At 62.7% G+C, this 22,695-nt stretch carries 21 protein-coding genes; 11 read left to right on the forward strand and 10 right to left on the reverse strand.

Annotation, left to right across the window (positions count from 1 at the left end; all coding sequences use genetic code 11):
* Positions 1-119: 119 nt before the first annotated feature.
* On the forward strand, positions 120-491 hold the full coding sequence (locus NKH99_RS12270; protein WP_352472295.1) for a DUF4258 domain-containing protein: 372 nt from the start codon (positions 120-122) through the stop codon (positions 489-491).
* A complete protein-coding gene (locus NKH99_RS12275; RefSeq protein ID WP_352455217.1) occupies positions 484-942 on the forward strand; it encodes a helix-turn-helix domain-containing protein in 459 nt (152 codons plus the stop codon). The genes NKH99_RS12270 and NKH99_RS12275 overlap by 8 nt, the downstream gene beginning before the upstream one ends.
* Before the next feature lie 58 nt (positions 943-1,000).
* On the opposite strand, the gene NKH99_RS12280 is transcribed toward NKH99_RS12275, so the two are convergent.
* From NKH99_RS12280 to NKH99_RS12305, 6 genes are all read right to left on the reverse strand, one after another.
* Positions 1,001-4,135: an efflux RND transporter permease subunit gene (locus NKH99_RS12280; protein WP_352472294.1), complete on the reverse strand. Its 3,135-nt coding sequence runs from the start codon at positions 4,133-4,135 to the stop codon at positions 1,001-1,003.
* A 208-nt stretch (positions 4,136-4,343) separates the two neighbouring features.
* The gene (locus NKH99_RS12285; protein ID WP_352978567.1) at positions 4,344-5,492 is read right to left on the reverse strand and encodes an efflux RND transporter periplasmic adaptor subunit; all 1,149 of its coding nucleotides are present in this window, start codon (positions 5,490-5,492) and stop codon (positions 4,344-4,346) included.
* 62 nt (positions 5,493-5,554) lie between these two features.
* A complete protein-coding gene (locus NKH99_RS12290; RefSeq protein WP_352612708.1) occupies positions 5,555-6,163 on the reverse strand; it encodes a TetR/AcrR family transcriptional regulator in 609 nt (202 codons plus the stop codon).
* Positions 6,164-6,401: 238 nt separating this feature from the next.
* Positions 6,402-8,042, reverse strand: a complete 1,641-nt coding sequence (locus NKH99_RS12295) for an acyl-CoA synthetase (RefSeq protein WP_352970962.1) — start codon at positions 8,040-8,042, stop codon at positions 6,402-6,404.
* Positions 8,043-8,132: 90 nt separating this feature from the next.
* Complete coding sequence (locus NKH99_RS12300; protein ID WP_352970966.1) at positions 8,133-8,447, reverse strand: type II toxin-antitoxin system RelE/ParE family toxin; 315 nt, start codon at positions 8,445-8,447, stop codon at positions 8,133-8,135.
* Between the two features lie 17 nt (positions 8,448-8,464).
* Positions 8,465-8,710 (reverse strand): type II toxin-antitoxin system ParD family antitoxin, encoded by a 246-nt coding sequence (locus NKH99_RS12305; RefSeq protein WP_352453248.1) that lies wholly within the window; start codon positions 8,708-8,710, stop codon positions 8,465-8,467.
* 146 nt (positions 8,711-8,856) lie between these two features.
* On the opposite strand from NKH99_RS12305, the gene NKH99_RS12310 reads away from it, so the two are divergent.
* The 4 genes from NKH99_RS12310 (at position 8,857) to NKH99_RS12325 (ending at position 12,562) form a co-directional block, all read left to right on the forward strand.
* Complete coding sequence (locus NKH99_RS12310) at positions 8,857-9,822, forward strand: sugar-binding transcriptional regulator (RefSeq protein WP_352472287.1); 966 nt, start codon at positions 8,857-8,859, stop codon at positions 9,820-9,822.
* 81 nt (positions 9,823-9,903) lie between these two features.
* Positions 9,904-11,958, forward strand: coding sequence for a bifunctional aldolase/short-chain dehydrogenase (locus tag NKH99_RS12315; protein WP_353014226.1), 2,055 nt, complete (start codon positions 9,904-9,906; stop codon positions 11,956-11,958).
* Between the two features lie 72 nt (positions 11,959-12,030).
* Positions 12,031-12,288, forward strand: coding sequence for a type II toxin-antitoxin system RelB/DinJ family antitoxin (locus NKH99_RS12320; protein WP_352970973.1), 258 nt, complete (start codon positions 12,031-12,033; stop codon positions 12,286-12,288).
* Entirely contained in the window at positions 12,260-12,562 is a 303-nt protein-coding gene (locus NKH99_RS12325; RefSeq protein ID WP_353014228.1) for a type II toxin-antitoxin system YafQ family toxin, read from the forward strand. Before NKH99_RS12320 ends, NKH99_RS12325 begins: the two co-directional genes overlap by 29 nt.
* A 29-nt stretch (positions 12,563-12,591) precedes the next feature.
* Here the strand turns inward: NKH99_RS12325 and NKH99_RS12330 are convergent, their stop codons facing one another.
* From NKH99_RS12330 to NKH99_RS12345, 4 genes are all read right to left on the reverse strand, one after another.
* Positions 12,592-13,434, reverse strand: a complete 843-nt coding sequence (locus NKH99_RS12330; protein ID WP_353014230.1) for an acyl-CoA thioester hydrolase/BAAT C-terminal domain-containing protein — start codon at positions 13,432-13,434, stop codon at positions 12,592-12,594.
* Positions 13,435-13,590: 156 nt separating this feature from the next.
* Entirely contained in the window at positions 13,591-14,646 is a 1,056-nt protein-coding gene (locus tag NKH99_RS12335; RefSeq protein ID WP_352615090.1) for a substrate-binding domain-containing protein, read from the reverse strand.
* Positions 14,647-14,692: 46 nt separating this feature from the next.
* The gene (locus NKH99_RS12340; RefSeq protein WP_023676003.1) at positions 14,693-15,688 is read right to left on the reverse strand and encodes an ABC transporter permease; all 996 of its coding nucleotides are present in this window, start codon (positions 15,686-15,688) and stop codon (positions 14,693-14,695) included.
* An 83-nt stretch (positions 15,689-15,771) separates the two neighbouring features.
* Positions 15,772-17,283, reverse strand: coding sequence for a sugar ABC transporter ATP-binding protein (locus tag NKH99_RS12345; protein ID WP_353014233.1), 1,512 nt, complete (start codon positions 17,281-17,283; stop codon positions 15,772-15,774).
* Positions 17,284-17,418: 135 nt separating this feature from the next.
* Here NKH99_RS12345 and mtnK point away from each other — a divergent pair, with 135 nt between their 5' ends.
* From mtnK to NKH99_RS12370, 5 genes are all read left to right on the forward strand, one after another.
* Positions 17,419-18,690: an S-methyl-5-thioribose kinase gene (gene mtnK, locus NKH99_RS12350; RefSeq protein WP_352472279.1), complete on the forward strand. Its 1,272-nt coding sequence runs from the start codon at positions 17,419-17,421 to the stop codon at positions 18,688-18,690.
* Entirely contained in the window at positions 18,687-19,781 is a 1,095-nt protein-coding gene (mtnA, locus tag NKH99_RS12355) for an S-methyl-5-thioribose-1-phosphate isomerase (RefSeq protein ID WP_353014235.1), read from the forward strand. Before mtnK ends, mtnA begins: the two co-directional genes overlap by 4 nt.
* Before the next feature lie 180 nt (positions 19,782-19,961).
* Positions 19,962-20,846: a helix-turn-helix domain-containing protein gene (locus tag NKH99_RS12360; RefSeq protein WP_353014380.1), complete on the forward strand. Its 885-nt coding sequence runs from the start codon at positions 19,962-19,964 to the stop codon at positions 20,844-20,846.
* A 130-nt stretch (positions 20,847-20,976) separates the two neighbouring features.
* Complete coding sequence (locus tag NKH99_RS12365) at positions 20,977-21,636, forward strand: 2Fe-2S iron-sulfur cluster-binding protein (protein WP_353014237.1); 660 nt, start codon at positions 20,977-20,979, stop codon at positions 21,634-21,636.
* A gap of 3 nt (positions 21,637-21,639) precedes the next feature.
* Positions 21,640-22,626, forward strand: a complete 987-nt coding sequence (locus tag NKH99_RS12370) for an FAD binding domain-containing protein (RefSeq protein WP_353014239.1) — start codon at positions 21,640-21,642, stop codon at positions 22,624-22,626.
* The last annotated feature ends 69 nt before the right edge of the window (positions 22,627-22,695 follow it).

Below are 22,695 nucleotides of genomic sequence, written 5' to 3' on the forward strand. Positions count from 1 at the left end.
AATTTGTCACCACCCAACGGGCGTCAATGGCATGCCGCTTGTTTATTGACGTTCAGCACTTATGTAGGTATCACCATGATAGATGAAGCACCGGAAGGAATGCCATAGAAGGGGGATTTGTGACGATCACGCAACCTTGGGATGCCGGCCGTGCGACGATTGAAATAAGATCTATCGCGAGAAATCTGAAACTAAACATCTCGTACAAGCTGCATGCGCAGGATCGGCTTTCCGAACGCGGCTTGATCATGTCTGATGTGCTGCATGCGCTCAAGTTTGGAAATGTGTACCAACCACCTGTGCCCGCAACCCGGCCGGGTCATTTCCGTTATCGCGTGGAGTGCAAGACACCGAACAGCGGGAGTCGATCCATCGGGGTCGTTATCATCCCTTCCAAGAACGGATGTCTCGTCAAAGTTATTTCGGTCATGTGGATCGATGAGTTCGAGCGAAAAGCGGGCTCGATAATTGGAGTTGAAGCTGATGAATAACGCACACCACTACACAGAAAGCGGTCTGCTCAACGTTTACATCGAAGGCATCGCCGTTGAGGTGGATGACGATGGCGACGACATCATCACGATTCCTGCTGTGAATGAACTGCATCAAGTAATCGCGCTTGGGATCGTAAGCCATGCCAAGGGCATGAGCGGGGACGAGCTTCGTTTCCTGCGCTCCGAAATGGGTCTGACCCAAGCTGAATTGGCCGCCATGGTCCACCGTGACAAGCAGTCGATTGGCCGATGGGAGCGCAACGAAATCGACATTGACAGCTCGGCTGAGGCCCTGGTGCGTCGTTTGGCAATCGAAAAGCTGGGGCTGCCTGTTGACGCGGGAATCGATGAGTTGTCGCGTCGGAGCGTTCCTACCGCGGACGAGCAACCGATCAAAATACAGAAAATGAATAACGATGCTCGGCCGTACGAACTGATTGCGGCCTGACCCGACCCTGATAACCCCGCCTCGGCGGGGTTATCTATGGAAGACGTTCGCTCGACCGCTATTCGGCCGCCAGGGCCAGTTGCGGCCTTTCGTTCTTTTCTTCCGTCTCGGCCGGCTGCTCCACCACCTTCTTGGGCTCCCTGCCGAAGAACAGCGCATAGGCTGCCGGCAGGACAAGGATGGTCAGCACCGTGGCGACGAGAATGCCGCCCATCATGGCGTAGGCGAGCGGCCCCCAGAAGACGCCACGCGAGATCGGGATCAGCGCCAGCACCGCCGTCAGCGCCGTCAGCACGATCGGCCGGAACCGGCGCACCGCCGAGCCGATGATGGCCTCGGAACGCTCCACGCCGGCGGCGATGTCCTGGTCGATCTGATCGACCAGGATGATCGAGTTGCGCATGATGATGCCGAGCAGGGCGATGACACCGAGGATGGCGACGAAGCCGAACGGCGCGCCGCTGATCAAAAGTGCCGCCGCCGCGCCGATGATGCCGAGCGGACCGGTCGCCAGCACCAGCATGGCCTTGCCGAAATGCTGCAGCTGGATCATCAGCAGCACGACGATGACGGCCAGCATGATCGGCGCTTTCGCCGCAATCGAGGCCTGGCTTTCGGCCGCATCCTCGGCGCCGCCCTGGATCTCGATCTTGTAGCCGGGGGCGAGGCTGGCGCGCAGGCCCTGCATGTCGCTGTACATCTTCATGGCGACATCGTTCGGCTGCACGCCGTCCGGAAGCGTGGCGCGTACGCTGATGGTCGGCAAGCGGTCGCGCCGCCATTCGACGCCTTGCTCCAGCACCGGGACCACCTTGGCGACCTGCGACAGCGGCACGGAGCCGCCGAAATCGGTCGGGATGTAGACGGAGTCGACCGCCGACAGCAGGTGACGGCTTGCCTCCGGCTCACGGGCGACGATCGAAACCGTCTCCTCGCCGTCGCGGAAGTCATCGAGCGGCGCTCCCGACATGGCCGCCTGCAGCGTCTGGCGGATGCGCTGCGAGGTGACGCCGAGCGCACGGGCGCGATCCTGGTCGATCACCAGCTTCATCGTCGGCACCGGCTCCAGCCAGTCGTCGTGGATGGCGCCGAGCAGCGGATTTGCCTGGAACTTCGCCTTCACCTCGTCGGCGATGCGGCGCACCTCCTGGCGATCCGGACCCATGACGCGCATCTGCACCGGCCAGCCGGTCGGCGGACCAAGGAACAGGCGGTCGACCTTGGCGCGGATCGATGGGAAATCATTGGCCAGGATGGTGCGCAGCTTGACAATCAGCCGCTCGCGGGCCGGTTCGTCATTGGCCATCACCAGAAGCTGGGCGAAATTCGGGTTGCGAAGCTGCTGGTCGAGCGGCAGGAAGAAGCGCGGCGCGCCTTCGCCGACATAGGTGGCGATGAAGCGCTTGTCCTTGTCGTCCATCATCCTGGCTTCGAGCGCCTTGGCCTGGGTCTCGACTTCCTTGATGCTGGTGCCTTCCGGCAGCCAGAGGTCGACAAGGATTTCCGGGCGCGACGATTGCGGGAAGAAATTCTGCGGGATGAACTGGAACGCCCACAGGCTGGTGGCAAACGTCATCAGCGTCATCACCAGGACGATGATGCGGTGGCGCACCGCCCATGCAACGGTCGAGCGAAGACGGCGGTAGAAGCGCGTGTCGAAGACATCGTGATGGTTGCCGGCGTGCTTGCGCTGCTTCAGGATCATGTGGCCGAGCCACGGCGTGAAATAGACCGCCGCGAACCAGGACACGACCAGCGCGATGCCGACGACGTAAAACAGGGTGCGCACATATTCGCCGGCGGTCGAGGCCGCGAAACCGACGGGGATGAAGCCGGCCGTGGTGATCAGCGTGCCGGTCAGCATCGGGAAGGCGGTCGAGGAATAGGCGAAGCTCGCCGCCTCGACCTTGACCAAGCCTTCCTCGAGCTTTCGCTCCATCATTTCGACGACGATCATCGCGTCGTCGACCAGGAGGCCAAGGGCGATGATCAGCGCGCCGAGCGAAATGCGCTGCAGGTCGATGCCGAGCTCGTACATGATGGCGAACGTGGCGGCCAGGACCAGCGGAATGACGATCGCGATCACCAGGCCCGAGCGCCAGCCGATCGACAGGAACGATACGAAAAGCACGATCAGCAGCGCTTCGCCGAGCGCTTCCATGAACTCGCTCACAGCCTCCTTCACGACATGCGGCTGGTCGGAAATCTGATCGACCGAAACGCCATAGGGCAGCGCCTCTTCGAAGCGCTTATAGGTCGCTTCGACGTCCTTGCCGACGTCGGTGACGTTGAAGCCCTTGGCCATTACGACGCCGAGCTGGACGCTGTCGTGACCGTTGAAACGGTATTTGCGCTGGTACGGATCCTCAAGGCCGGAGGTCACGGTGGCGATGTCGCCGAGGCGCGTCACCTGGTTGCCGGCGCGCAGGCGAAGCTCGCGGATGTCGGCCGCCCTGGTGACATCGCCCTCGACCGAAATGCGCACCGAACGCTGGCCGGTGTCGACCGAACCTGCCGGGTCGACATTGTTCTGGCCTTGGATCGCATTCTGCAGGTCGGTCAACGTCAGGCCGCGTTCGGCAAGCACCTTGGAAGAAACGTCGATGTAGAGCTTTTCCGGCTGGTCGCCGATGATCACGGCCTTCTCGACACCGGGCGTCGTCAGCAGCATGTCACGCGCCTGGATGGCGAATTTCTTCAGCTCGGGATAGCTGTAGCCGTCGCCGCTGATCGAATGCAGGGTGATGAACGTGTCGCCGAATTCGTCATTGAAGTAGGGCCCGAGCAGCCCTTGCGGCAGCTCATTGGCGATATCGCCGACCTTCTTGCGCACCTGATAGAAAGCATCGGCGACCTGCGCCGGATTGGTGTCGCCCTTGACCTGCAAGGTGATGATGGCGCTGCCGGCGCGGGTGTAGGAGCGGACGAAATCGAGGTGCGGCGTTTCCTGCAGCTTGCGCTCGATCTTGTTGACCACCTGGTCCTCCATCTCCTTGATCGAGGAGCCTGGCCAGATCGCCTGGACGACCATGACGCGGAAGGTGAAATCGGGGTCTTCCTTCTGGCCCATGCGCATCAGGCCGAGTGCACCGGCGACGATGATCAGCCCGAACAGGAAGCGGGCAATGCTCGGATGGCCGATTGCCCAGCGCGAAAGATTGAAAGACCGCTTTTCATTGGTGTCGATGGTCATCGGCGTCAGTCCGTTTCAATTTGATCAACAGAGCACGCGCTTTCGCATGCCCAAGGAACTTCCGATGTGGGCTTCCGGGCGGCGTGGCTTTCCGAGTTGAGAGATCTGCATCGCGGTGGGACGCGAGGATCGACGTGGGGGTTACATCGACCTGAGATCTCGAAAATCGGGAGCGCCTGCCGCCCGGAAACCGTGAATTGCCTGGCCGTCAGCGCAAGCGCCTTGCAGCGTCATCGGCCGACGCCGACTGTTGCGCTGCATCACCGGTCAGCTTGACTTTCAGATTCTCGGTCATGAACTGCGTGCCGGCGGCGACGACGACGTCGCCCGGCTTCAGCCCATCGGCGACGCTGACGCCGTCGGGGGTGAAGGCGGCGACCTTGACCGGATGCGCATGGACGGTCCCGCCGTTGCGGTCGACTGTCCAGACGATCGATTGGCTGTCCTTCTGCGCCAACGCGGCCAGCGGGATCGACACCAGCTGCTGCCGGTTGTCCACCGCGGCTTCGATGGAGGCGGTCATGCCTAGCAGCACGCGAGGATCGTTGGGCAGGCTGACGCGAACGGCAAAGGTGCGCGACTGCGGATCGGCGCTGCCGGCGACTTCGCGGACCTTGCCGTCGAGCGTCAGCGCCTCATCGGACCAGAAGCCAGCCTTGACGGTCTTGCCCGGCTTGAATTCGGCAATATCGGTTTCCGGAACAGCGATCAGGACTTCCTTCTCGCCGTCGATGGCAACGGTCACTACCGGCGTGCCGGAGCCGACAACCTGGCCGACATCGGCGGCAACGGCGGTGACGATGCCGTTCTTGTCCGCCTTGAGATCGGTATAGCGGACCTGGTTCTGTGCCTGGGCAAGCTGCGAGCGGGCGGAGTCTCGCGTGGCGACCGCCTGATTATAGGCGAGCGTCGCCTGCTCGAGCTGCGACTTCGGCGCGAAATTCTTGGCGTAGAGCTGTTCGGCCCGCTTGCGCGTAAGCTCGACTGTCTCGACCTGACGGTCGGCAGCATCGAGGCTGGCCTGAGAGCTTCTCACCGAGAGCTCGTAGTCGGTGGGATCGACGCGGGCGAGAACGTCACCCGGCTTGACGCGGTCACCGATGTCGACAAGGCGCTCGGTGATCTTGCCGTTGATGCGAAAGCCGAGATTCATCTCGGTGCGGGCACGCACCGATCCGGAATAGGAAAGCTGACGGGTATCGCTCGCCTTGGCGATCTCGACCACCTTGACCGGGCGGATGATCTCGGTGACCTCGGCTTTCTCCTGCGAGCAGCCGGCGAGGCCGAGAGCGGCAACGACAATCAGTGCCAGGCCGGCGGCCGGTCGCCTGTAGGTGATGGACTTGGACAAAGACACTTTTCGTACTCCCGAATTGTGGAGATGAATTGCCGACATCACCGCCCGACGGGCGGCAATGGTCATTTCTTCAAGGCTCTGATGGCAAACTCGGTAAGCTCGTCCGGCGTCGCCCGGTTCTTCTTGGCGAGGCACTGGGCCATCATCTGTGGATGAGAGAGGCTGATAATGGCAGCACCGAAACACCGGGAAGCGACTACCGGATCCTGATCGACGAACTCGCCGGTGGCGATGCCCTCGCGGATCACGTCAGCGACCAGGTCGTGGATGCGGTCGATGTGCTTTTCGATGACATGCCAGTCGCGCTCGATGGCGACGATGACCATCTCGTGCACCTTCTCCTGGTCGATCATGGTATCCAGCGTCCACTGATAGTGCGTATGCACGTAGCGGCGGAGCTTTTCGCTGGCGGTGCCGGAACCATGGCAGGCTTCGTAGCTCAACCGGTAGCAGGTCTCGAGCATACGGCCGCAAACCGCCTGATGGATTTCCACCTTGGAGGCGAAGAAGCGGTAGATGTTGGCAGTCGACATGCCGAGTTCGCGCGCAATGTCGGCGACGTTGGTCTTGCCGTAGCCGTAGTGGCGGAACAATCGCTCCGCGCAATCCAGGATGCGCGTGACATTTTCCTGGCGGGCGGAATCGGCGGTGGTGTCCAGGGTTTCAAGCATCTCGTTGGCCAAATTTACGACTGACGAATTTAGAATTTCGTCACTCGTAAATTGAAAACCATCACCTGTCAAGGCACGATTTTGGCTACTAGTGACAGATGGTGACATCCCCGGACGGAGTTGGCCCACGAAACGCATGTGGTTTCCGCCGGGCGCGCCTGCAACGCCGCCCCGTGTTTTTTTGCGAAGGATCTTGAAAAGATGCTTTCCGAAATCGGTTCCGTTTTCGGATCAGGCCCTAAGGCTGCTTTGCCATCTCCCGCAGCCGGAACTTCTGGATCTTGCCCGTCGAAGTCTTCGGGATTTCCGCGAAGATCACCGCTTTCGGCACCTTGAAGCGGGCGAGCAGCGCGCGGCAGTGCTCGATTACCTCCGCCTCGGTCGCCGCCTTGCCCGGCTTCAGCTCGACATAAGCGACCGGCACCTCGCCCCATTTGTCGTCGGATCGGGCGACAACGCCGCAAGAAGCGACGGCGGGATGCTTGTACAGCGCCTCCTCGACCTCGATCGAGGAGATGTTTTCGCCGCCGGAGATGATGATGTCCTTGGAACGGTCCTTGAGCTGGATGTAGCCGTCCGGGTGCATGACGCCGAGGTCGCCCGAATGGAACCAGCCGCCGGCAAAGGCCTCATCGCTCGCCTTGCGGTTCCTGAGATAGCCCTTCATGACGATGTTGCCGCGGAACATCACCTCGCCGATCGTCTCGCCGTCGGCCGGCGTCTCTTGCATCGTCTGCGGGTCCATCACCGTCAGGCCTTCGAGCGCGGCATAGCGTACGCCTTGCCTGGCCTTCTTCGCCGCCCTCGCCCCTTTCTCCAGCAGGTCCCACTCGCCATGCCATTCGTTGACGACGGCCGGGCCATAGGTTTCGGTCAGGCCGTAGAGATGGGTGACGGCAAAGCCCGCATCGGCCATGCCCGACAGCACCGCCTCAGGCGGCGGCGCCGCGGCGGTGTTGAAGGTGACGGTCTGCGGGAATTGCCGCTTGTCCTCGTCCAAGGCGTTGATCAGCACCGACATGACGATGGGTGCACCGCACAGATGGGTGACGCCGTGATCGGCGATGGCGTCGTAGATCGGCTTCGGCCGCACCCAGCGCAGGCAGACATGCGTGCCGGCCTGCACGGCAAGCGTCCAGGGAAAGCACCAGCCGTTGCAGTGGAACATCGGCAGCGTCCACAGATAGACCGGGTGCTTGCCCATCCCGGCATGGATGGTGTTGGCATAGGCCATCAGTGCCGCGCCGCGGTGGTGACAGACGACGCCCTTCGGATTGCCTGTCGTGCCGGAGGTGTAGTTGAGCGAAATGGCATCCCATTCATCGTCCGGCATCGACCAGGCGAAATCCTCGTCGCCGTCGGCGACAAACGCCTCGTAGTCCAGCGTGCCGATCCGCTCGCCCTTGGCATAGGGCGCATCGGCGGCATAGTCGGGATCGTCGTAATCGATCAGCAGCGGCCTGACCTTGGCCAGCGTCAGCGCTTGCCGAACCACGCCGGCGAATTCGCGGTCGACGATCAGCACCTTGCTTTCGGCGTGATCGAGCTGGAAGGCAATGACGGCGGCGTCGAGGCGGGTGTTGAGCGAATGCAGCACCGCCCTGGTCATCGGCACGCCGAAATGCGCTTCCAGCATCGGCGGTGTGTTGGACAGCATGACGGTGACGGTGTCGCCCTTGCCGATACCGCGCTTCGCCAGCGCCGAGGCAAGCCTCAGCGAGCGCTTCCAGAAATCGCGATAGGTCGTGCGTTGGCGGCCATGGATGATGGCGGTCTGGTCGGGAAAGGTTTTTGCCGCCCGCTCAAAATAGGTGAGCGGCGTCAGCGGCTGGTGGTTGGCCGGATTCCTGTCGAGATCCTGTTCGTAGGGATTGCCCATCCCGTCCTCCGCAATGTCTGGTCGAGCCTTCTTACCACCAGATCCTGAGCGCGTACTGGATTCGTGCACCGCCATCAGACCCTTCGCCCATTACTTGGGACGCCCCTCCCCGCCCTCACCCTCCGGCCACAAAGCGTCGATGTCCCGATGCCCTTCCACGATATTCGCCACTTCGAAAAAGTCGCCATTATAGCGGAAGAAAATCACGTATCCCCTGAAAGCGAAACTTCGGACGTCCGGCCGGAGTTCGGGACGAGCACGACCAATCGTCGCCGGCAAGCTCGCCAGATCACGGCATTTCTGGCGCAGAGCATCCACAAAACGCCCGCCAATCAACAGGCTGCCGCTTTCACGAGTGAGGTATTCAAGGATATTGACCAAATCTGCTTGTGCCGACGGCAGCATGCGCAGCCGTGGCACTCCTAAAAGCCTTCCCTTGCGAGTTGCTTGGCCTTGGCTTCCAAGGCGGCGTCAATATCCTGCTCGGTGGCTTCGCCGCCTTCAGCAAACGACTTGTCCACCATGGCACGGAGCGCCTTCAGCTTTTCCTCGCGCTCTTCGACAAGGCGCAGGCCCTCGCGCACGACTTCGCTGGCAGAACCGTAGCGGCCGCGCTTGACGATGTTGGAAACAAAGGTTTCCCAACGCTCTCCCAGTGATACGTTCATTGTCGGACCTCCTGATCGGTTTATTGTACCGAGATAACAATAAATGCGCAATTACTGACATCCGGGATGCCAAGTGTCGGATCAGGTGCGCAGCCTAAGGTTTGACTTTTGTCGAGAGCCGTGAATAATGTCAGCGAGGAGATGGCATGGCGATCCGACCGGCAGAACAGCTTATCCACAAGGCCGCCTGGCTTTACTATGCACACGGCCTGCGCCAGGACCAGGTGGCCAGCCAGCTCAAGATTTCCCGTGCCTCGGTGGCGATGTATCTGCGCAAGGCGCGCGAGACCGGCATCGTCAACATCTCGACCTCGACCCAGCTTTTCACCGACGACGTGCTGGCGCGCAAGCTCGAAGACGCACTGCAACTCGACGCCGTCTGGATAGCGCCGGAAAACGGCTATGTCGCCGACCCGTCCACTGACATCGCGGTGCTGGCGGCGAGCGTCTTTCTCGAACTGGTCAGAAAGGGCGACCGCATCGGCGTCGCCTGGGGGCGGACCATCTACACCATCGCCGACATCATGTCCTATGCCGATCTGCAGGACGTCACTGTGGTGCAGCTCTGCGGCAATCTGGGCGCCCCCTATTCGTACCGGCCGGACCAATGCACGATGGAAATCGCGCGCCGGCTCAACGCCAAGGGGCTGAATTTCTACGCGCCGCTGGTGCTGACGACGGAAGAACTGGCACGCGGCCTGCGCGCCGAGCCGGTGATCCGCGAGCAATTGTCGGGCATCGGCGAATGCGACCTGGCGCTGTATTCGGTCGGCTCGGTGGACACCGACAGCCATCTGGTCAAATGCGGCGCGCTGACCGAGAGCGAAATGGCTGCATTGCGCAAGGCGGGTGCGGCCGGCGTCATTGCCGGGCAGATCATCGACGCCCGAGGCCAGGCGCTCGACTGCAGCTACAACCGCCGGCTGATTTCGGCAGAGCTGTCATCGCTGCGCAGCATCGAAAAGCGCCTTGTGGTGGTGCAGGAGGACAGCAAGTTCGAACCGCTCGTCGCGGCGATCGCCGGCGGGCTCTGCACCCATCTGGTCGTCGGCGCGCGCATGGCGCGACGGCTGCTCGACCATGCCGGAGCAGCAGCAAAAGAGGTCGCCTGATACCTAGAGCCGCCGACGCATTGTCATTAAGGCGTCGCGGTATTCCTGTTCACAACAAAAGAGAAATCGGACGAAGCTGACATGAAGAACCTGTGGAATGACGGCGAGGCGGAGAAGCTGGTCGCCGACTATGCAAAGAAGGGTGTGGCCCGCGACCTGGCGCTGCGCGTCTATACGACCAGGCTGCTGGGCGGCGAGCCGCGGCTCGTCCTGCATGGCGGCGGCAACACATCGTGCAAGATCAAGGCCACCGACCTTGTCGGCGACGAATGGGACGTGCTCTGCGTCAAGGGCAGCGGCTGGGACATGGGCGTCATCGAGCCGCAGGGCCTGCCGGCGGTCAAGCTCGGCGCGCTGTTGACGGCGCGGTCGCTCAAGAAGCTCTCCGACGAGGACATGGTCGCGCTGCAGCGGGCGAACCTCATCGATCCGTCCTCGCCCAACCCTTCGGTCGAGACGCTGCTGCACGCCTTCCTGCCGCACAAATTCGTCGACCACACCCATTCGACGGCGATCCTGGCCATCGTCGACCAGGAGGACAGTGAAGCGCTGAGCCGGAAGGTGTTCGGCGAGAAAATGGGATTCGTGCCTTACATCATGCCGGGCTTCGATCTGGCCAAGGCGGCCGCCGATGTATTCGACGCCGATCCGACGGTCGAAGGTCTGATCCTAGACAAGCACGGCATCTTCACCTTCGGCGACGATGCCAGGCAGGCCTATGACCGGATGATCCATTATGTGAACGTCGCCGAGGATTTCATCGCTGGGAACGGCAAGCCGCGCACCGAAAAAGTGGCACTGCCGGCCAGGCTGGCCAAGCCCGCGGAGATTGCGCCGATGCTGCGCGGCGCGGTGGCGGTGGCACGCGGCGAAGGCCGCTTCGACCGGATGATCAGCGATTTCCGTACCTCGGATGCGATCGTCGATTTCATCAATTCGGCAAAAATTGCCGACTATGCCGGACGCGGCGTGTCGACACCCGACCTGTCGATCCGCATCAAGACCGGACCGATGGCACTGCCGGCGCCGGACGCGGACAAGGTCGGCGACTACAAATCCGTCATCCGCCAGCATGTCGAGAAATTCGCCAAGGACTATCGCGCCTATTTCGAAACCAATGATGCGCTCGACGACGTGAAGCGCACCATGCTCGACCCGATGCCGCGGCTGACGCTGGTGCCCGGCCTCGGCATGTTCGGCCACGGCCGCACGCTGAAGGATGCGAAGATCGCCTCCGACGTCGGCGAAATGTGGATCGAGGCGGTACGCGGCGCCGAAGCCGTAGGCGATTTCCGCCCGCTCTCCAAAGCCGACCTGTTCCCGCTCGAATACTGGTCGCTCGAACAGGCCAAGCTTGCCGCCAACAAGCCGAAACCGCTGACCGGCCAAGTGATGCTGGTCACCGGCGGCGCCGGCGCGATCGGTGCTGCCACGGCAAAGCTGTTCGCCGACAACGGTGCCCATGCCGTCGTCGTCGATCTCGATGGGTCAAGGGCTGCCGAGGCGGCAAAAAAGGCCGGCAACGGTTCGATCGGCATTGGCGCCGACATCACCGATCCGGTGCAGATGCGCGCCGCCTTCGACAAGGCGGTCGACGTCTACGGCGGCCTCGACATTCTCGTGTCCAATGCCGGTGCTGCCTGGGAGGGCCGGATCGGCGAGCTCGACGACGCCACCTTGCGCAAAAGCTTCGAACTCAATTTCTTCGCCCACCAGTCGGCGGCGCAGAATGCCGTGCGCATCATGCTGGAACAGGGCACCGGCGGCGCGCTGTTGTTCAATACCTCCAAGCAGGCGGTCAATCCGGGGCCGAAGTTCGGCGCCTATGGCATTCCCAAGGCGGCAACGCTGTTTTTGTCCAGGCAATATGCCCTCGACTACGGCGCGCATGGCATCCGCTCCAATGCCGTCAACGCCGACCGCATCCGTTCGGGGCTGTTGACCGACGCCATGATCGCCAGCCGCTCGGGCGCGCGCGGCGTGTCGGAGAAGGAGTACATGTCGGGCAACCTGCTCGGGCAGGAAGTGACGGCAGAAGACGTCGCCCAGGCCTTCCTGCATCAGGCGCTGGCCGAGCGGACCACCGCCGATGTGACGACGGTCGATGGCGGCAACATCGCGGCGGCGTTGAGGTAGGCGCGATCGGGGATCACACTTGCGTAATTGGTATTTTGTAGCTACATTGTGGCTCTCTTAAGGAGTCACAACATGGCAACGGATACCGTGGTCCGCGCTCGGATCGATACGGCGACAAAGGATCAGGCAACGGAGGCCTTGGCGGCAATGGGATTGTCCGTTTCCGACGCCATCCGCCTGCTGCTGGTCCGCGTCGCCGCCGACAAGGAGTTTCCCTTTCCGGTGAAAGTGCCGAACGCAACCACTCGGAAGGCGATGACGGAATTGGAGCGTGGCAAGGGCAAGCGCTTCGCCTCGGCCGATGAGTTGTTCAAGGATCTGGGCATCTGACGTGCTGACGCCCGTTCGCTCCGGGCAATTCCGCCGGGACGTGAAACGTGCGGAGAAGCGCGGCAAAGACCTTGGTAAATTGCGCGAACTGCTAGGCCTTCTGCTCGCCGGAGATGAGCTACCGGCGAGCTATAAGGGCCACTCGCTGAAAGGCGATTGGAAAGGCTTTCGTGACGCTCACATAGAACCGGACTGGCTCTTGATCTATCGTGTTGCCGGTGACGAGCTACAGCTTGCTCGCACCGGCTCACATTCCGATCTGTTCAACGAGTAGCCGAGACAGGTGCGCATTTGAGAATTTTGCTAAAGTAGTTCTCGGATGCCTTCCCAAGCCTTTCGGCCCAGCTTTGAATCGGCCTCGTCATTGCCTCCGTGTGCATGCAAAGTCGAGCGTGGTGTGTTCTCGCCTGGCAAGAGAATGCGGTGACCGGCATCCGGCGACGAAATGAGATGCGTGACCTTGCCTGCTTCGCCGCGCCGCCCAACAATATCTCGGGCGAACGATAGGGAAGGCCACAGTGCATCGCCGCCACCGGCGACGAGCAGAAGCTCGGCCGATGCGGTCTCAACAGGGATGGTCGCCGCATTCGCTTCCCGCTTGAACGTTTTCAAACAACTTTCGAAAAGCCCCCTGTAGGACACCTGGCCATCGACATACTCTGGTGTCCAATCTGGATCTGTCGGCACAAACGGCAGCGCGATGCCGTCGAGCGACCATGAGGATCGTTCAGGCCAGCTGACACCATCGCGGCCCGCACCGACATTTCCCCAAACTACGGATGACGGGCTAATCGCGACCACCGCATCAATTCGCTGGTCATGGACGGCGGCAAGCAATGACGCCTCGGCACCCTTAGACGTGCCCACATAGACGATACGACGGCATCCTGTTTCAATGAGATAATCGGTTGCCGCAAAGAACGTTTCCAGGGGAAGCTCACATATTCCGGGAACCTGGCCTTCACCGCCAAACCACTGCAGAGCCAAGGCCGATGCACCCGCATTTGCAAAGAGCCGCGCGCGACCGACGTCAACACGGCCGCTCGATCCACCCAACACCACAACGCCCGTGGTGGCCTTCAAGCATCGAAAACATGTTCCGGCGACGGCGCCGGTAAGACTTTCCTCTACCGCCCGCATCTCCATGTACCCGTCAATCCTGGGTTTCGATTGTCCAATCGGCCCGCAAAGCCGGCGGCTGCGACAATTGCAATTCGGCGGTCCGGCACGCCAGACATCTTCGACAAAAGGCCGCCTGCAACAAGCTGCTGCAGACGGCTATTGTTTTGCTCGTGCCGAAAGTCACTTCGCGTTCGGGTTCGGCATCCAGGTCGGCATCGCGACATCGGCATGGGCGAATTGCGGCAGCTTGGCCGAGAGGTCCTCCATGTTCTTGATGTCCTTGTCGAGCAGGTCCTTCTGGGTGATCAGCGTCGGCGGCACGATGACGTTGTGGCCGGGATCCTCGCCGGCCAAGAGCTGCGCCAGCGCACGCACCGAGACCTGGCCGACGACGGCCGGGTTGGTGGCGGCGGTTGCCGCCCAGGCGCTGTCCGGCTCGCGCATCGCGGCGATATCCGAGGTCGAGATGTCGGCGGAATAGATCTTGATGTCCTTGTTCAGCCCGGCCTCGTCGACGGCGATCTTCACACCTTTGGCGAATTCGTCATAGGGCGCGAACATCACCTTGATGTCGGGATGGGCCGATAGCACCGAACGGGCCTGGTTGGCGACCGAATTGGCGATCGGGTTGTCGAGCGTGCCGAACATGGCAACTTCATCGATGCCCGAATATTTCTTCTTGAATTCGACCCAGGTCTCGTTGCGGCGGTCGAGTGGGGCGATGCCGGCGACATAGACATAGCCGGCCTTCCAGCTCTCGCCATTGTCCTTGACCGCCTGTTCGAGCGCCAGGCGGGCGAGGTCGCGGTCGGACTGTTCGATCTGCGGGATCTTGGGGTTTTCGACATTGACGTCGAAGGCGACGACCTTGATGCCGGCGTCGACCGCGCGCTGGGCGGCGTCCTTCATCGATTCCGTCAGGCCGTGCTGGATGATGATGCCTTGGACGCCGAGCGCGATGGCCTGGTCGACCATGTCCGCCTGAAGGGCTGCGTCCTGGCGGCTGTCGAGCACGCGCAGGTCGACGCCGAGCGCCTTGGCCTGCGCCTCGACGCCGGAAAGATAGGCCTGGAAGAAGTCGCCGGTCGAGAGATAGCGGACCAGCGCTATCTTGACGGCACCCGGCTTGTCGAACGGCGCCGGCCTGTCCTGCGCCATCGCCGGCAACTGCATCAGCAATGTTGCGCCGGCAAGCCCGAGCGCTGCCTTCCCCAAAAGCCTTCTTGTGATGTTCACGTCGTTTCCTCCACTTGTTGAACCCAAAATGTGACCCGGTCGAACCCTATCTCCTGCCCCTGCCGGAAAGGGCGAAGGTAAAGACAAGGGCGACCACGAGAACCACGCCCTTGACGAAATCCTGCGTGTAGTAAGGCGCGTTCATCATCGTCAGGCCCTGCAGCAGCACGCCGACAAACACCGCGCCGACAGCCGTGCCGAAGGCGTTCGGCTTGGCGGCGCCGAGAACCGCGTAACCGATGAGTGCCGCAGCCACCGCGTCGAGCAACAGATTATTACCCGAGGCGATGTCGCCGCGTCCAAGCCGGGCAGCGAGCAAAATGCCGCCGATCGAGGCAAAAACTCCCGAAATAACGTAGGCCCAGATTTTGTATGCCTTGACAGGCGCGCCGGCGAGTTCTGCGGCGCGTTCGTTGCTGCCGACCGCATACATCATGCGCCCGAAACGCGTGTATTCGAGAAAGAACCAGATCAGCACCGCCAGCACGAGCAGAACGACGACCGACACCGGAATGAGGTTCGGGATGAAGAAATCGAAGCGATGGCGGCCAAGCGCCAGGAACGCGGCGCCGAAGCTGCCGTTGGCGACCGAGCCGTCGGGCATGGTCATGCCGGTGGCGATCGAACGGCCTTCGGTCGGGATGCGCTGCAGGCCGACAAGCAGGAACATCATGCCGAGCGTCGCCAAAAGGTCCGGAACCCGCATATAGACGATCAGCCAGCCATTGATCAGGCCGACGACGGCGCCGATCACAAGACAGACGACGACCGCCACGACGGCGTTCTGCCCCAGCACCACCATGACATAGGCAGCCGCCATCATGGCGCTGGTGGCGACAGAGCCGATCGACAGGTCGAAGCCGCCGACGACCAGCGTGGCGGTGACACCGAGCGCCAGAACGCCGGTGATGGCGACCGACTGGAAGATGAAGACAGCACTTTGCGGCGAGACGAAACCATCGGCAGCGACGGCGAAATAGGCGATCAGCCCGAACAACAGAACGATGAAGCCGTAGCGAATAGCATTGTCGCGCAGGATCATTCAGCGCTCCCGCACGCCGGCACCGTCTTTATCCAACCCGAATTCATGCCCTCTCCATTCCAATTCTCATCGTCATCCCGCCGTCAGGCTGCGCTGTGCAGCGGCCCGCCCGCCACTTCGGCCAGCAGACGCTCGAGATCGACATCGGTATTGCGGTGCTCGCCGACGATCGTCTGCTCCGACATCACCAGGATGCGATCGGCCGTCTCCAGGGCTTCGTCGAGTTCGGTGACGAACAGCAGCGTCGCGCGGCCGTGGGCGCTGGCCCGCAGCTTGGCGGCGATGTCGCGCCTAGCCGAAATGTCGACGCCCTGAAAGGGCTCGTCGAGGATGAAAAGCCTTGCCGCCTGCGACATCCAGCGGGCGACCATCACCTTTTGCTGATTGCCGCCGGAAAGCGACGCCATCTCGTCCCTCTCCGAGCGGCAGACGATGCCGAGCTCCTGGATCTGCTGGCGGGCAATGGCGCGTTCGATACGGCGTTTGAGAACACCGAGACGCGACATGCGGCTGTGGAACGGCAGGCTGATATTCTCCTGGATGTTGAAGTCGCCGACGATGCCGTTTTCGCCTCGGTCCTTGGCGACGAGAAACACACCGGCGGCAATCGCTTCGCCGGTCGATGCCGGAGCATAAGGTTTCCCGTTCAGCACCATGGTCCCGGCCAGCGGCTGGCGCAGGCCGAACAGCGTCTCGGCGAGCACGGTCTTGCCGACACCGACAAGGCCGGTGATGGCAACGACCTCGCCATCGCCGAGGGTCAGCGAGATCGGCCTGGCGCCTTCAGCAATCCGCAGCGCGTCGGCAGTGAAAATTGCTTTGGCCGAATTCCTGGCGACGATCCGCTCGAGCTGGATCTTGCGGCCGAGCATGGCGTTGACCGCACCTTCGTAATCCAGCGGCTTCTTGTCGAAGATACCTGAGATAACCCCATCGCGCATCGAAATGATGCGATCGGCAAGCCGTCTGATATCCGACATACGGTGCGAGATGTAGAGGATGGCCACGCGTTGCTGGCGAAGCCGGTCGAGCAGCGCGAACAGCCGGTCGGCTTCGGCGCTGGACAGCGAGGAGGTCGGCTCGTCGAGGATCAGCACTTTCGGCCGGTGCGCCATGGCGCGGGCGATCGCCACCATCTGGCGGTCGGCCAGAGAGAGATCGCTGATCCGGGCCTTGAGGTCGATGGCCAGTCCCATGCGGTCGGCCACCGCCTTTGCCTCGCGACGCACCCGGCCCGGATTGAACAGCGTCGGCACGCCGCTGCCGCTCAGCCTGTCGAGGGTAAGGTTGGTGGCGACGTCGAGGTCGGCGACGACACCGTCATTGATGTTCTGGTGGACGGTAACGACGCCGGCGCGGATCGCCTCCGCCGGCGTTTTCGGGTCGAACTCATGACCGGCAAGCGACATCGAGCCGCCGCCATGGTCGTAGACGCCACTGATGATCTTGACGAGGGTGGATTTGCCGGCGCCGTTGGCGCCCATCAGCACGGTCACTTCGCCGGCATGCAATTCGAGCGAGACGCCGCCAAGCACCTCGATATGCCCAAAGGATTTCCTCAGGCCGTCGACGCGGAACACGGCATCATTGCCCATTCGTTCCTCCCTGACCATGACGCTATGGGCTATATCGGCAATTGTCAACACGATTGACAATTGCCAGCAGGCTTCCTAGCTTGGCCCGACCGCGTTGGCTCCGCTATCATCGGAGCACATGAGCGGGAGGTGAGGATGACTGGGAAATCGCCGTTCGAAGCACTGTCGGTCGAGACACTGGCGGGCCGTCTCGGTGCCAACGAGGCCCTGTGTTCGCAGATCGGCAAGGATACGAGCCAGTGGAAGGTTCGTGAAGTCGGCGACGGCAATCTGAACCTGGTGTTCATCGTCGAGGGTGCTGAGGGTGCGGCCGTCGTCAAGCAGGCCCTGCCCTACGTCCGGCTGGTCGGCGACAGCTGGCCGCTGCCGCTAAAACGCTCCTTCTTCGAATACCATGCGCTGACGCGGCAACAGGCGCGGGCGCCGGGTTCGGTGCCCTATATCTATCACTTCGACGAAGGCCAGGCGCTGATCATCATGGAGTATCTGTCGCCGCACATTATCCTGCGGCGGGCGCTGATCGAAGGCCGGCAATTGCCCAACATCGCGACAGACATCGGCTTGTTCATGGCCCGCACGTTGTTTCGCGGCTCCGACCTGCATATGGCGACCAAGGACCGCAAGGCCGATCTGGCGCTGTTCGCCGACAATGTCGAACTCTGCGACATCACCGAGAACCTGGTTTTCTCGGATCCGTACTTCGACGCCAAGATGAACCGGCACACCAGCCCGCAGCTCGACGGCATTGTCGCCGAGCTACGCGCCGACCGCGACCTCAAGGTCGAGGCGCAGCGCATGAAGCACATCTTCGCTGCCAATGCCGAGACGCTGCTGCATGGCGACCTGCATTCCGGCTCGATCATGGTCACCGACACCGAAACGAGGATGATCGACCCCGAATTCGCCTTCTACGGGCCGATCGCCTTCGACGTCGGCATGCTGCTCGCCAACTTCTGGATGGCGTTCTTCTCGCAGCGCGGCCATGAACAGGACGGAAGCCGCGACGCCATGCGTGACTATCTGATCGGCGTTACGGTCGAGACATGGTCGGTGTTTCGCGCCGAGTTCTCGCATCTGTGGCGAACCGAGCGTACCGGCATGCTCTACCAGAAGAGCCTGTTCGAAGATCAGGGCGACAGGCTTGGCGCCGAGCAGGCGCTAGACCACATGCTGCATTCGATCTGGACCGATCTGCTCGGCTTTGCCGGCGTCGAGGTTCACCGGCGAATTCTCGGCCTTGCCCACAATGCCGATTTCGAGACCATTGCCGATCCGGATCTGCGCGCCAGATGTGAGGCAAAGGCGCTGAAATTCGGCCGTCATCTCGCCGTCAACCGGCGCCAGATCCACAGCATCGACGAGGTCAACCGGTTGGCCGCGCTGATCGAACGGGAGAGCAGGATTTGAACGTCGGCGACCGCCACTACCGCACCATCTGGCCGAGTGACGACGGGCGTTCGGTGGAGATCATCGACCAGCGCTGGCTGCCGCATGATTTCCGTATCGAGAAGATCGATACCGTCGCCGGCATCGCCACGGCAATCCGCGACATGTGGGTTCGCGGGGCGCCGCTGATCGGCGTCACCGCGGCCTATGGCGTCGCCATGCAGATGGCCGACGATCCGTCGGATGCAGCACTCGACGCCGTCTGGGCAACCTTGCACGAAACGCGCCCGACGGCGATCAATTTGCGCTGGGCGCTGAACGAAATGCAGCGCTTCCTGCTGACGCTTCCCCTGGCAGAACGTGCCGCGGCTGCCTATCGGCGTGCCGGCGAGATCGCCGACGAGGATGTCGGCCTCAACCGCGCCATCGGCGCCCATGGGCTCGAAATCATCAAGACGATCGCGGCGCGCAAGCAGCCGGGCGAGCCGGTCAATATCCTGACCCACTGCAACGCCGGCTGGCTGGCCACCGTCGACTACGGCACCGCCACCGCGCCGATCTATCTGGCGACGGAAGCCGGCATTCCAGTCCATGTCTATGTCGACGAAACGCGACCCCGCAACCAGGGTGCCCAATTGACCGCCTGGGAGATGGCCGGCCACGGCGTGCCGCATACGCTGATCGTCGACAATGCCGGCGGCCATCTGATGCAGCGCGGCCAGATCGACATGGTCGTCGTCGGCACCGACAGGACCACCGCCGACGGCGATGTCTGCAACAAGATCGGTACCTATCTCAAGGCGCTGGCCGCCGCCGACAACGATGTGCCGTTCTATGTCGCGCTGCCGTCGCCGACGATCGACTGGACCGTGGGCGACGGGCTGGCCGACATCCCGATCGAACAGCGCTCGCCCGACGAGGTCTCGCTGGTCTGGGGCAAGACCGCTTCCGGCGAGATCGCCCAGGTCCGCGTGTCGCCGGAAGCCACGCCGGCGGCCAATCCGGCCTTCGACGTGACGCCGGCGCGGCTGGTCACCGGTTTGATCACCGAACGCGGCGTCGCTACGGCCTCGCGCGAAGGCCTGAAGGCGATGTTTCCCGAGCGCGGATGATCGGCTTTTCCGGGAGGCGCTCCGGATTTGCCTGATCTCACGATTTCTTGAACACGGCACGGTTAAAAACGCCCGTTGCCTGTCCCATATGGACGGCCGTACGCGTAGCGGCGGGGCGGCGCCCAACGCTCGGAGCCGGGGTTGCCCACGGCTCGGCGAGTGAACCAGCGGGATACCGCGATGTCATTCAGACCGTTGCTTGGTGACGGACGGGTTCGGAGCCAGGACGAGAAGTCGGAGCCCCTGCAAACCGCGTCATGGGTCAGCTCCTCGATCGTCTTCGACAACCGGCGGTGGGCGTGCCGGGAGGCGGAGCTCCGCTGGACAGCCCCTCATCATCTGATCGTGCTGACCGAAGAAGGCGGCACGTCCCATACATCCATCCGGCACGAGGCACGATCCCTTTACGACGGAATGGACCGTCCCGGAGCCCTCACCTTCGTCCCGGCAGGCGCGGAACGACAGGGCTTCTATCGCGATGTAAACCTCTCCTATTCAGCCCTGTGGATCGATCCCGATATCGGGCTTCCCGGATGCGAACGCCTGAGGAACTTGCCTATACTGGTAAACAAGAAAGACGCGGTCGTCGCCACGCTGCTGAGTTCGCTTCGTGACGAGATGGCACTCGGCCACAAGCCAGACACTGCCTATGTCGAGCATCTGGTCGCCCTCGTCAGTCTCCGCGTGGCCAACCTGAGCGGGGAGCAACCGCGGTTTGTACGTCACGGCTGTCTCAGCCGCCGGGCGCTTGGTCGCGTTCGGGATTACATCGATGCGCATATGAATTCCGACATTTCGCTAAGCGAGCTGGCAGCCGCCGCGGGCATGGCCGTCGACAGTTTTGCGCGTCGCTTCAAGGCGACGACCGGCCTTGCACCCTACGCCTATGTGATCGAGGAACGGGTGCGGCGAGCGGAGGCGCTGCTGCGCGAAACGGGTTTGTCGATCGGTGTCATTGCCTTTCGGCTCGGCTTCTCAAGCCAGAGCCACTTCACCACGACCTTCCGACGTCTGAGGGGCATGACGCCTCGTGCCTATCGGGTGAATTCTTCTCCAGAATCCTGATAGTGCCGCCGGTTTCTTGAAAGAAAGCCGCCGCCCGCACTCCCACCTCCAGTGTCGTTGGGTGACAGAACCCGAGGGTTCGCTCGGGTCAAGTTGCCGTCTGCGCCTCATTGCGGCTGGGAGATCATGCATGGCCAAAACGGACAACAGGAGCGGGCCGACGCGTCGGATGGTATTGGAAGGCGGTGTTGCGACTGGGGTGCTGCTGGCTACCGGACTACCGGTTGACGCCGAGCCGGCCGAGACCGTCACGGCGGCTGAATCGTCCTCGCCGCTACCGACGATGACGATGTCGTTACGGATCAACGCGAAGGATCTTGCCGTCGAGCTCGACCCGCGGACGACGCTGCTCGACGCCCTGCGCAACCATCTCGGCCTCACCGGCTCGAAGAAGGGCTGCGACCACGGCCAGTGCGGCGCATGCACGGTGCTCGTCGATGGGCGCCGGATCAATTCCTGCCTGACGCTTGCCGCAATGCATGAAGGCGACGAGATCACCACTATCGAGGGCCTTGCCGAGGGTGACCGGCTGCATCCGGTCCAGGCCGCCTTCGTCGCCCGCGACGGTTTCCAGTGCGGCTACTGTACGCCAGGCCAGATCTGCTCGACGGTTGGCATGCTGGGCGAGGCGCGGGCCGGCTGGCCAAGCCATGCGAGCGCCGACGTGGCAGCGGCTTCCGTCGCTCTCACCGATGCCGAGATCCGCGAGCGGATGAGCGGCAACATCTGCCGTTGCGCCGCCTATCCGAACATTGTCGCTGCAATCCGCGACGCGGCAGAGGAGGCATGAGCAATGCAGTCCTTCACTTATGAACGTGCGGCGAGTGCTGAGCAGGCGGCGGCCGCGGTTGCGGCCCGGCCGGACGCCAAGTTCATCAGCGGCGGCACCAACCTGCTCGACCTGATGAAGCTCGAGATCGAGCGCCCAGCGCATCTCGTCGACATCAGCCGGCTGCCGCTTGATCGGATCGAGGAGACGGCGGAAGGCGGACTTCGGATCGGTGCCCAGGTCCGCAATAGCGATCTTGCCGCCGACCCGCGGGTAAGGTCGCGCTATCCGATGCTCACGCAAGCGCTGCTGGCGGGAGCGTCCGGACAGATACGCAACAAGGCCTCGACCAGCGGCAATCTCCTGCAGCGCACGCGCTGTCCCTATTTCTACGACCGCAACATGCCCTGCAACAAGCGCCAGCCGGGTTCGGGCTGCGCGGCACTTCAGGGCTTCAATCGCATGCACGCCGTACTCGGCGCGAGCGAAGCCTGCATTGCGGTCCATCCCTCCGACATGGCGGTCGCCATGTCCGGGCTCGACGCCAGGATTGAGACCGTCTCGCCCGGCGGCGAGACCCGCACGATCCCGATCGGCGATTTCCATCGGTTGCCCGAGGCGACGCCCCAGGTGGAGACCGTGCTCGGCCACGGCGAAATAGTCGTCGCGGTTGCCCTGCCGCCGCCGCCACCCGGCCGACAGGTTTACCGCAAGGTGCGCGACCGTGCTTCCTACGCCTTCGCGCTGGTGTCGGTGGCAGCAATCGTCGAGAAAAGCGGCGACCGTATCCGAAGCACTCGGATCGCCATGGGCGGCGTGGCAGCGAAACCCTGGCGCGCGACGGAGGCGGAGCGCGCGCTGGCAGGCGCGGCGGCATCCGACGGTGCCTTTAGCGACGCGGCCGAAGCCGCGCTCGCCGGAGCCGTCGGTCATGGCGCCAATGGTTTCAAGATCCCGCTGGCGAAACGGACGATACGGCACACGCTGGCTGCTGCCGCCGAGACTGCATGAGGCGATGCGATGACAGTGACGACGACCCCGAACCGCTGTTCCCAGATGCCGGCGCCGAGCAGGAGATCG

It is taken from the genome of Mesorhizobium sp. M0854 (genome assembly GCF_040319815.1).
Lineage (GTDB): Bacteria > Pseudomonadota > Alphaproteobacteria > Rhizobiales > Rhizobiaceae > Mesorhizobium.